The sequence below is a fragment of the Sphingomonas asaccharolytica NBRC 15499 genome, from assembly GCF_001598355.1.
Classification (GTDB): domain Bacteria; phylum Pseudomonadota; class Alphaproteobacteria; order Sphingomonadales; family Sphingomonadaceae; genus Sphingomonas; species Sphingomonas asaccharolytica.
This window is the reverse complement of record NZ_BCYU01000121.1, coordinates 1-8,534: the sequence shown is the minus strand read 5'-3', so window position 1 is coordinate 8,534 and position 8,534 is coordinate 1. Positions and strand designations below refer to the sequence as shown.

Sequence of the window (8,534 nt, the reverse complement as noted above, 5' to 3'; positions counted from 1 at the left end):
ATAGGCGGTGCCGACCTGCACCGCCGCCGCGCCCGCCGCCGTCGCGCCCCGGGCCGCGCCGTCATCGGCGATGCCGCCCGCCGCGATCACCGGAAGGTCGACCTCTTTCAGGATTTGCCGCACCAGCGCCAGCACGCCGATCGGACGATGGCCGATCAGGAAATGCCCGGCATGGCCGCCCGCTTCGAATCCCTGGGCGACGATCGCGTCGACCTTGGCGCCGGCGAGAAAATGCGCTTCCATCACATTGGTCGCGTTGCCGAATATTTTGGCGCCGGTCGCCTGGACGCGATCGAGCAGGTCTCGCTCTGGCAGGCCGAAATGGAAGCTGACGATCTCGGGCCGCACCGCCTCGATCACCTCGGCCATCGCCGCGTCGAACGGCTTGCGCAACACCGGCGGTTGCGCCGGCGGCGCGACACCCTCTGCCGCGTAAAAGGGAGCGAGCACTGCGTGCCAGGCAGTTTCGTCGGGCTGCGGGCCAAGCTTATGGCAGAAGAAATTGAGGTTGATCGGGCCAAACGCGGCCGCCCGGACGGCCGCGACATCGGTCGCTACTTGCTCGGGCGTCAGCACCGCGCAGGCAAGCGAACCGACCGCGCCGGCCTTGAGCGCGGCGATCGCCAGCGCGCTGCCGGCGAAATTCGCCATCGGCGCCTGGACCAGCGGCAGCCGCGCGCCGGTCAGGGCCAGGAAGCGATTGGTCGCGCCGCTCACCGCGTCACCATTCCCCTGTGTTCGGCATCGATGCCCAGGGCTCGGCCGGTTCGAGCACGCCGTTCTGGAGCAACTCGATCGAGATGTTATCGGGCGTGCGGACGAACGCCATATGGCCGTCGCGCGGCGGGCGGTTGATCGTCACGCCGCCGTCCATCAGCCGCTGGCACGTCTCGTAGATGTTGTCGACGCGATAGGCGAGGTGGCCGAAGTTACGCCCGCTCGAATAGGTTTCGACGCTGCCGTCTTCGGCCGGCCAATTGTAGGTGAGCTCGACCTCGGCACGGCGGTCGCCGATCCGCGTGTCGTCCTCGGTAGCCAGGAAGATCAAAGTGAACCGCCCCTTCTCATTGTCGAAACGGCGTACTTCCTTGAGGCCCAGCAGTTCGAAGAACTTCACCGTGGCCTCAGGATCACTGACCCGGATCATGGTGTGGAGATAATTCACGCGCCTTCTCCCTGCTGGTGGTGCAGGCGGGAGATAGGGGGAGGGGCGCCGCCGCGCCAGTATCGGTTGACCGATTGAGTCTGATCCGGCGCAACGCAAAGCACGCCTCCCCGGCGAAGGCCGGGGCCTAGTCGCCACGCAATCTCCACGGCGGGGTGCCATCTCCCCGTCATCGATCCTGGGCCCCGGCCTTCGCCGGGGAGGGATTCAACGGATCGACCTTACGGCTTCTTGGCCGGCGCGGGATTCGTCGCAGGCGGCGTAGCTGGCGCCGCCGCGGCAGGCGTATCGAACTGTGCGAGCGCGGCGCGGGCATTGTCCGCGGTCGCGGTGCCGGGTGCGAGCTTGACCGCCGTCTGCCAGGCCGTTCTGGCGCCCTCGGCATTGCCCGACAAAGCGGCGACGTTCCCTGCCTCGAGCTGAACCGATGCATCGTCCGACGCCAGCTTGAGCGCCTCGGTGATATCGTTCTGGGCGCGCGGCAGGTCGTTCATTCGCCGCGCCAGCGTTGCCGACAACAACCAGGCGAGCGGGTCCTTGGGCGCCGCTTCCTGCGCGGCGTCGATATCGCCGCGCGCTGAGGCGAGGCGGCCGGCAGCGACCTGAGCACGCGCGCGGTCGAGCAGCGCCTCGCCGCGGCCGAAAGCATCCAGCGTCCCCGCGGTGATCGCAGTGGTCAGCGCCGTCTGCGCCTTGACCGGATCACCTGCCGCGAGCCAGGCATTGCCCGCTTGTGCCCAATAGCGTGATGCCAGCGGATCGCGGCTCGCATCGGCGTCATGCGCCGCAGCCTCGAATGCGGTCGCGGCGTCGCCCCAGCGCGCTTCCTGCGCATAGGCCATGCCCTGGCATTGTCGCGCCTTGGCCCCGCCGCCGGCGATGCGGAAGCGGTCGGCCTCGGCTTCGGCATTCTTGGGATCGCTCGTCGCGAGCATCAGACAGGCTTGATAGCGCTGCTCGTTTGGGGACAGGCTCGACGGGGTCGAGCCGACTTGCAGCATCAGCGGGAGCAGGATCATGAGCGCGGCGACAGTCCTTCGATCGTGCGGATCAGCAGCGCGATATCCTGATCGCGCGACAACCGGTGGTCGCCGTCCTTGATCAAGGTCAGCTGCACATCGGCTGAACGGATCATCCGCGCCAGATGGACCGTGCGTTCATGCGGCACGTCGCGATCGCCCCAGCCGTGGAGGATGCGCACCGGGCAATCGATCGGCAGCATCGCCGCGGTCAAGCGCGACGCTTCGCCCGATTGCCAGAAGCGGCTGGTATAGACGGTCGGCTGGTCCGAATAAGGCGACGGCCGTTCGAGCTGACCATCCTGGAGCAGCTTCATTTTCTCATCCATCGAGAAGCCCCAGTCGGTGAAGTCAGGCGCCGGGGCGATCCCGACCAACGCCGCGACCAATTCGGGATGGTCGCGGGCGATCATCAGCATGATCCAGCCGCCCATCGACGATCCGACCAGGATCGCGGGCTCGGCCAGCATGTCGAGCATCGCCAGCACGTCGTCGCGCCAGCCGGTCAGCGTCTGGTCGGCAAAGTCCCCCTCGCTCGCGCCGCAGCCGCCATAATCGAAGCGCAGATAGGTCCGGCCGACCGCCTTCGCCCATTCTTCCAGCGCGACCGCCTTCGACCCGCTCATGTCGCTGGCATAACCGGGCAGGAAGACCACCGGCGGCCCCTTGCCGACGGTCAGATGGTAAGCGAGCGCGGGGCGGGCGGGGGTGTCGGTCATGGGAGGGCTGTAGGGGGACGGCGGGCAAACAAAAAGCCCCTCCCGCGGGCGGAAGGGGGTTGGGTCGAGCTCGGTGAGTTAGGGTTTCCCCTCCCTGCAAGCAGCGAGGGGAGAAAGTTTCACCCAACAAACGCCGTCAGCGTCTTCAAGAACACCGCCGGCTGATCGAGCATGATGAAATGCGCGCTGTCCGGCACCTCGACCAACGTCGCATGCGGCGCATCCTTATAGGCGGCGGTGTAAAGCGGCTCGGCCACCGCCTTGGGCAATGCCGCCGAGGTCGGATAGAGCATCGTGATCGGGGTCGCGATCTTGCCCATGTCGCCGCGCAGGTCGGTGATCATGTCCTCGTACATCGCCTCGGCCGAGACGCGCGCGTCGGTCTGGCCCATCCAGCCCGCGACCTTGGCCTGGGCGTCCGGGCGAAGCGCGAACCGAGCCGCCATCGCCTGGTTGGCCGCCGGGTTGGGCTTCCCATAGCTCGCGGTGAAGCGGTCGCGCATCGCCGCCGCTTGCGGCTTGACCGTGTCGACCGTCGCGCCGGGGCCGAACAGCATCCCGTACCAGGGCAGCGAGTCGACGATCATCAGCTTGCCGACATCGCCCGGCTGCGCCTTGGCCAGCATCAGCCCGACCAGTCCGCCCATCGAATGGCCGACCACCGGCGCGCCCGCGAGCTTGTGCTTGGCGATATAGGTGTGGAGATCGCCGACGATCCCGTCGAGCACGCCGGGCTTCAGATTGGCGCCGGCATCGTCGCCGGCAAAGCCGTTGACCTGGACCAGGATGACGCGGTGCGACCTGGCGAGATCGGGCGCCACGCCGTCCCACACCGCGCGCGGCGAGGACAAACCGGGGATCAGGATCACCGGCGATCCCTTGCCGGTCTCGGTGACGGAGATGTGGTCCATCCGAACCTCGGCGGAGCTTGCGGCAGCGGCCGGCGCACAATGCCCGATATTGGGCTGGAGGATGGCGAGCGGCGCGAGCACGGCGACAGCGAAACGGAGAGTGAAGTGGTTCATTGTTCAGGCTTCCTTTGACGGTGAAACGAAGACGTCTTCGATGGCGAGCTCGAACAGCTCGGCGATCTTGAAGGCGAGGGGGAGTGAGGGGTCGTAGCGGCCGGTCTCGATCGCATTGACGCTCTGGCGGCTGACCTCGAGCTTGTCGGCGAGGTCGCCCTGGCTCCAGTTGCGCTCGGCGCGCAGCACCTTGAGGCGGTTGTTCATCGCCCCTTCCCGATGGTCAGCCGGTTGGCAAAGTTGCCAAGGCCGAGGCCGCCGAACCACAGGACCGAGACCCAATAGACCTCGACATGGCTGACGAGTTCGAAGCTCTCGAGAAAGCCCCATACGGTCGCGATGCTGAGCGAGAAGCCCGACGCCCAGAGCGTCTGGCGAACCATCAGCATGCGGACATATTCGTCCTGCTCCTCGACCAGATAGAGGCCGATCGCGGCGAAGATGCCGATGATCGGCAGCGCCGGCAGGATCGCCACGATCCAGGCGAAGACGCCGCTCACCAGGTGGTGTTTGAACCCGTAGACTGCCCCCAACAGGAACGCTGAATAGATCAGGCTGAGGATGACGACCCTTTTGTTGTAGCGCCAACCGGCGGGGCTCAGTGCCATGTAAAGTCTCCTTTCGAATCGGTAAAGGTAGCTTTACAGTAAAGCATGCTTGTCAGTCAAGGGTGCTTTACAAATCACGTAATCGCCATGCCGGCTAGGGTGTCCCGCTCTGCGTCGGCATGACGGTGGAGAGTCTATGTCGAAAGTGATATGAAGCCGAGCGGACCGTCTTGGGGGAGATTAGGCGTGGAGTCGGTATTGCTGTTCGCATTGGCGTTCGGCGCCGTCGCGGGGGCGGCGATCCTTGTTATGCGCGTCCTCCAGCAACCGCAGCGCCGCAAACGCCGCCGCGAACGCGCCGCGCGCCATGCCGCCAATGTGCGGTTGTGGAACAGATTGTTCGCGCGTCACGATCGGCCCTTGCTGACTGACCAGCGCGACGCCCAGAACGGGTAAAAACTGCGGTCTGGGCGCCGGCGGCTCAAACGGGCTTTCCAAAAAGCATGTGCCTGAGTTGGCTCGCCATGTGGGCGGGCGGTAGATTGACGTGAGAGGCTTGAGATGGTTTCATTTTGCCGCCGTTAGTGCACGATTCGACGTGCAGGGCAGGGGGAAAGAAATGAAGCTATATGCGATGGGCGCACTGATGGGTGCGCTGTTATTTGCCGTGCCCGCTCAGGCGGAAACGGTGTTGCCTGCAGACACGACCGTGACGGTGGCACCAGTTTCCGACATCTCGTCGAAGAAGATGAAGGAAGGCGACGAGGCGTCGTTTCAAGTCGTCAACGACGTGGTCGAAAAAGGAGTGGTCGTCATTCCGCGCGGCGCGGCTGTGAAAGGCAAGATCACCTGGAGGACCGGAAAGGGCATCGGCGGCAAGTCGGCGAAGTTTGAAGTCGCGTTCCAGACCGTTACCGTCGGTGGGCGTGCCTATGCGCTGAAAGGCAAGCACCGTCAGGAAGGCAAAGGCAACACTGTCGCCGCGTTGCTAGGCTCGATGCTGATCAGCGGCCACTCCGCCGTGATGTTGCAGGGCCAGGCCGTGCCTGCGCTGACGGCTGAGCCGATCACCGTTCAGTAATTTCGACTAAGCGAGCTATTGGGCGGCGCGCGGGGAACCCGCGCGCTGCTCTTTCCTTGCGGCCGATCGATCGGTGCGCCGCTTATGCGGCCTCAGCTGCCCGCAATCTTCGCCAAGATATCTCCCGCGAGCAGGCTCAGTGTGTCGTCGCGCGCGCCCATCACCACCACGCGATCGCCCGGTCGCGCAATCTCCGCGATTCTGTCCGCCGCCTCCGCGCGATCTGCGATATGGCTGGCGTTGCGGCCGGCTGCTGTCACGTCGGCGACGATGTCGGCGCTGGTCACTTCGCGCGTGACGGTGCCGCCATAATAAGCCGGGTCGGGCAGGATCAGAATGTCGTCCTGCTTCAGCCCGTCGGCGAAGGCGGCGACGAGTTCGCGGCGCATCGTCTTGAGCGGGCCGTAACCGTGCGGCTGGAACAGGACGATCAATCGGCCGGGAAAGGCGTGGAGCGTGGTCAGCGTCGCGGCGATCTTGTCGGGATTGTGCCCGAAATCGTCGAGCACGGCGATGCCGTTGGTTTCGCCGACCAGTTCGAAACGGCGGCGCAGCCCGGTGAAGCCGCCGAGCGCGACCGCCGCATCGTCGAACGAGATTCCCGCCGCGTGGCACGCGGCGATCGCCGCCAGCGCGTTGGCGATATTGTGGCGGCCGGGCACCTGGAGCTCGACCGGGACCGGATCGTGCCCGCGAACGACGAGCCGAAACTGCGCGCCATAAGGCTCCTCGACGATATCGGTCGCGGTGATCTCGGCATCGGCGTTCAATGCGAATCCGACCACGCGATTGGCTGGCAGCGTCCCGGCCAGCCGGGCGCCATCCTCGTTATCGAGATTGACGACCGCAATCTCCGACTTGGCGATGAAATCGCCGAACAGCAGGTTGAGCTCGTCGAGGCTCTTGTGATCGAGGCTGACGTTGTTGAGCACCGCGATGCGCGGGGCAAACAAGGCGATCGAGCCGTCGCTCTCATCGACCTCGCTGACGAAGACGTCACCGCCGCCGACCAGCGCGCTGGCGAAGGCCGCGTTGGGCGTGGCGAAATTCTTCATCACGGCGCCGTTCATCACCGTGGGATCGCGCCGCAGCGCATGGAGGATCCAGCCGATCATGCCGGTCACGGTCGACTTGCCGCTGGTGCCGGCGACGCCGATCGGCATCGTGCTGGCGTTGAACAAATCGGCGAGCATCTCCGCGCGGGTGCGGCGCGGGCAATCGAGCTTTTCCGCGGCGATCATGTCGGGCACGGTCGGTTCGATCGCGGCCGAGGCGATGACGATCTGGTCGGGCGAGGTGATGCCGCTGCCGTCCTGCGGAAACAGCGTGACGCCGAGGTCGCGCAGAAAGTCGAACTTGGCCGGCAGCCGCGCCTGGTCGAGGCTGCGGTCCGATCCCGCCACGCTGGCGCCGCGCGCGGCCAGGATCATCGCCAGCGGCATCATGCCCGATCCGCCGATCCCGACGAAGAAACAAGGTTTGCTCATATCCATCGTGCCGGGCTATCCCCGCTTTCACGGACGACGGCAAGAACGGGACGGCAGGGCACATGAAAATTGCGGTGATGGCGCCCGCCAACCGGGTCGACGAACATTCGCTCGACGCGCTGCCGGCAATCGCCGCCGAATACGATGTCGAGCTGGTGATCGACCCGCAAAGCTGGGCCTCGGGCGGCGGCCATACCTGGGCGGGCCCGGATCAACTGCGCGCCGACACTTTCCTCAAATATGCCAACGATCCCAGCGTCCATGCGGTCTGGTTCGCGCGCGGCGGCTATGGCTCGAACCGGTTGTTCCCACTGATCTTCCCGCATCTCGAGGACGCCGCGAAGCGCAAATCCTATATCGGCTATTCCGACATGGGGTTCATGCTCGGCGCGCTCTACGCGCACAAGATCGGCAAGCCGATCCATGGTCCGATGCCGATCGACATCACGCGCAAGGACAATGGCGCCTCGGTCCGGCGGACATTGGGCTGGCTAGTCCATGGCGACAAAGCGGGGCTCGAGCCCGGGATCATCGGATCGGGGCGCCCGGCGGCGGCGTTCAACCTGTCGATCCTCGACGCGATGATCGGCACGCCGTGGCTGCCCGATCTGACCGATCACGATCTGCTGGTCGAGGAAGTCAGCGAGCATCTCTATCGCGTCGACCGGATGATGTTCCACGTCGCCAATTCGACCCAATTGTCGGGCATCGCTACGCTCCGCGTCGGTTCGATCACCTTGCCGCCGGCCGACGGCCAGGCCGATTTCGGGCACAATCCCGACCAGATCGCCTGGGACTGGAGCAAGATCATGAAGGTGCCGTACGAGGGCCGTGCGCTGATCGGGCACGACAGCAACAACCATGTCGTGCCGTTCGGCCAAGTCATATCCCGCGGATAATCGTACCCATAATGGCCACGCCCGTCGAACTACGTAGGTCTCCAAAGCCTTTGCTAACCAATTGCAGTTAGCCATCGGCGATCAAGAGGTCCCCGATGCCGCAGACGCTGGAAGAATATCACGTCAAGATCGAACGCATGATGGCCGAGGGCGAGGCCTGGCTGATCGCGCGCGGCGTGGGGAGCGAAGAGCTGATCAAGCGGCGCATCGCCGATTCCGCTTTGGTCCTCGCCTCCTACCAATTGTTCGTCCACCGCGAGGTGTTCGCACCGATGTTGCAGCATGCCGACGCCAGGACACGCGCGCGAGTCAACGAACTCAAGGTCGAATGCATCGCGCTGACCGAGGATCTGCGCTTCAACGTCCGCGAGCTCATGGCGCGGGCCGACGACGCCCCACTCGATTGGGACGGTGTTGCCTCCGGCGTGGCCTGGTTCAACGGCCGCGTCCGTGCGCACATCGCCCAGGTCCGCCAGATGATGGCACCCGAGTTGAGCGACGACGACCATGCGCGGCTGCGCGCGCATCGCAACGACATCGTCGGCGCGCAGGCCGCCTGATCGGGCTAGGGTCCGTACTCAGTTGCCGCAA

General features: G+C 65.5%; 12 protein-coding genes. 4 read left to right on the top strand and 8 right to left on the bottom strand.

The genetic code is table 11. The features are described 5' to 3' along the window. The 7 genes from SAS01S_RS20610 to SAS01S_RS20580 form a co-directional block, all read right to left on the bottom strand. On the bottom strand, positions 1–717 hold a 717-nt coding region (locus tag SAS01S_RS20610), incomplete at its 3' end, for an NAD(P)H-dependent flavin oxidoreductase (protein WP_066812903.1). A gap of 4 nt (positions 718–721) precedes the next feature. Further along, a complete protein-coding gene (locus SAS01S_RS20605) occupies positions 722–1,147 on the bottom strand; it encodes a VOC family protein (protein ID WP_066812905.1) in 426 nt (141 codons plus the stop codon). A gap of 239 nt (positions 1,148–1,386) precedes the next feature. Continuing rightward, the gene (locus tag SAS01S_RS20600) at positions 1,387–2,184 is read right to left on the bottom strand and encodes a tetratricopeptide repeat protein (protein WP_066812900.1); all 798 of its coding nucleotides are present in this window, start codon (positions 2,182–2,184) and stop codon (positions 1,387–1,389) included. Next, positions 2,181–2,903 carry an alpha/beta hydrolase gene (locus SAS01S_RS20595; RefSeq protein WP_066812898.1) on the bottom strand — a complete coding sequence of 241 codons (723 nt, stop codon included), beginning with the start codon at positions 2,901–2,903 and terminating at the stop codon, positions 2,181–2,183. The genes SAS01S_RS20600 and SAS01S_RS20595 overlap by 4 nt, the downstream gene beginning before the upstream one ends. Before the next feature lie 119 nt (positions 2,904–3,022). After that, entirely contained in the window at positions 3,023–3,928 is a 906-nt protein-coding gene (locus tag SAS01S_RS20590; RefSeq protein WP_066812896.1) for an alpha/beta fold hydrolase, read from the bottom strand. Positions 3,929–3,931: 3 nt separating this feature from the next. Then, positions 3,932–4,135 (bottom strand): helix-turn-helix transcriptional regulator, encoded by a 204-nt coding sequence (locus tag SAS01S_RS20585; protein WP_066812894.1) that lies wholly within the window; start codon positions 4,133–4,135, stop codon positions 3,932–3,934. Beyond that, positions 4,132–4,536: a hypothetical protein gene (locus tag SAS01S_RS20580; protein ID WP_066812892.1), complete on the bottom strand. Its 405-nt coding sequence runs from the start codon at positions 4,534–4,536 to the stop codon at positions 4,132–4,134. Before SAS01S_RS20580 ends, SAS01S_RS20585 begins: the two co-directional genes overlap by 4 nt. A 186-nt stretch (positions 4,537–4,722) precedes the next feature. Between SAS01S_RS20580 and SAS01S_RS20575 the strand changes: the two genes are divergently transcribed. Both SAS01S_RS20575 and SAS01S_RS20570 read left to right on the top strand, forming a co-directional pair. Further along, positions 4,723–4,932 (top strand): hypothetical protein, encoded by a 210-nt coding sequence (locus SAS01S_RS20575; protein WP_066812890.1) that lies wholly within the window; start codon positions 4,723–4,725, stop codon positions 4,930–4,932. 163 nt (positions 4,933–5,095) lie between these two features. Next, positions 5,096–5,557 (top strand): hypothetical protein, encoded by a 462-nt coding sequence (locus tag SAS01S_RS20570; protein WP_066812880.1) that lies wholly within the window; start codon positions 5,096–5,098, stop codon positions 5,555–5,557. Between the two features lie 92 nt (positions 5,558–5,649). Here the strand turns inward: SAS01S_RS20570 and SAS01S_RS20565 are convergent, their stop codons facing one another. After that, on the bottom strand, positions 5,650–7,050 hold the full coding sequence (locus SAS01S_RS20565) for a UDP-N-acetylmuramate--L-alanine ligase (RefSeq protein WP_066812878.1): 1,401 nt from the start codon (positions 7,048–7,050) through the stop codon (positions 5,650–5,652). Positions 7,051–7,106: 56 nt separating this feature from the next. On the opposite strand from SAS01S_RS20565, the gene SAS01S_RS20560 reads away from it, so the two are divergent. Both SAS01S_RS20560 and SAS01S_RS20555 read left to right on the top strand, forming a co-directional pair. Next, positions 7,107–7,943 (top strand): LD-carboxypeptidase, encoded by an 837-nt coding sequence (locus SAS01S_RS20560; protein WP_066812876.1) that lies wholly within the window; start codon positions 7,107–7,109, stop codon positions 7,941–7,943. A 95-nt stretch (positions 7,944–8,038) separates the two neighbouring features. Next, positions 8,039–8,503 (top strand): hypothetical protein, encoded by a 465-nt coding sequence (locus tag SAS01S_RS20555; protein WP_066812874.1) that lies wholly within the window; start codon positions 8,039–8,041, stop codon positions 8,501–8,503. Positions 8,504–8,534: the final 31 nt, after the last annotated feature.